Origin of the sequence: Nocardiopsis sp. B62 (genome assembly GCF_018070675.1) — a bacterium.
Classification (GTDB): Bacteria; Actinomycetota; Actinomycetes; order Streptosporangiales; family Streptosporangiaceae; genus Nocardiopsis; species Nocardiopsis prasina.
Genome location: NZ_JAGPXK010000075.1, coordinates 1 through 463, shown reverse-complemented (window position 1 = coordinate 463; position 463 = coordinate 1). Strand labels below are relative to the sequence as shown.

The following is a 463-nucleotide window of genomic DNA, read 5'->3' as shown; positions in this document are numbered from 1 at the left end:
GCATTCACCGCACCGATAACATCGCATCATGCAGCTTCCCTCCCGAAGTCGAAATCAAGCTGCCCTCCAAATATTTCGCATGACTCAGAACAAGAGCCGGTATCGAATCTTTTAGCTCGTACCATGTCCTGATACAGGGCTTGATAATCATTTTCTGAATACATTTTCGCGATACCGTCCAGCGACATTCTTCCTCGGTACATAATCTCCTTTGGCGTTTCCCGATGTCCGTCACGCACATGGGATCCCGTGATGACCTCATTAAAAACACGCTGCAATCCCTCCTCATCTTTGCAGGCAAGTCCGATTTTTTGCGTTGATTTTTTAATGCAGAATATGCAGTTACCGAGATGTTCCGGTATTTGCAAATCGAATGGTTGTTGCTTCCACCATGCGAGGATATCTTCCTTCTCAAAGTCTGACAGTTCAGCAAGATATCTGATTCCAGGCTTTGGCTTTAGCC

General features: G+C 46.0%; 1 pseudogene. It reads right to left on the bottom strand.

The annotated features are described in order from the left end of the window. Positions 1–26 precede the first annotated feature (26 nt). Positions 27–463, bottom strand: a pseudogene (locus KBX21_RS26355) (hypothetical protein); the annotation flags it as partial.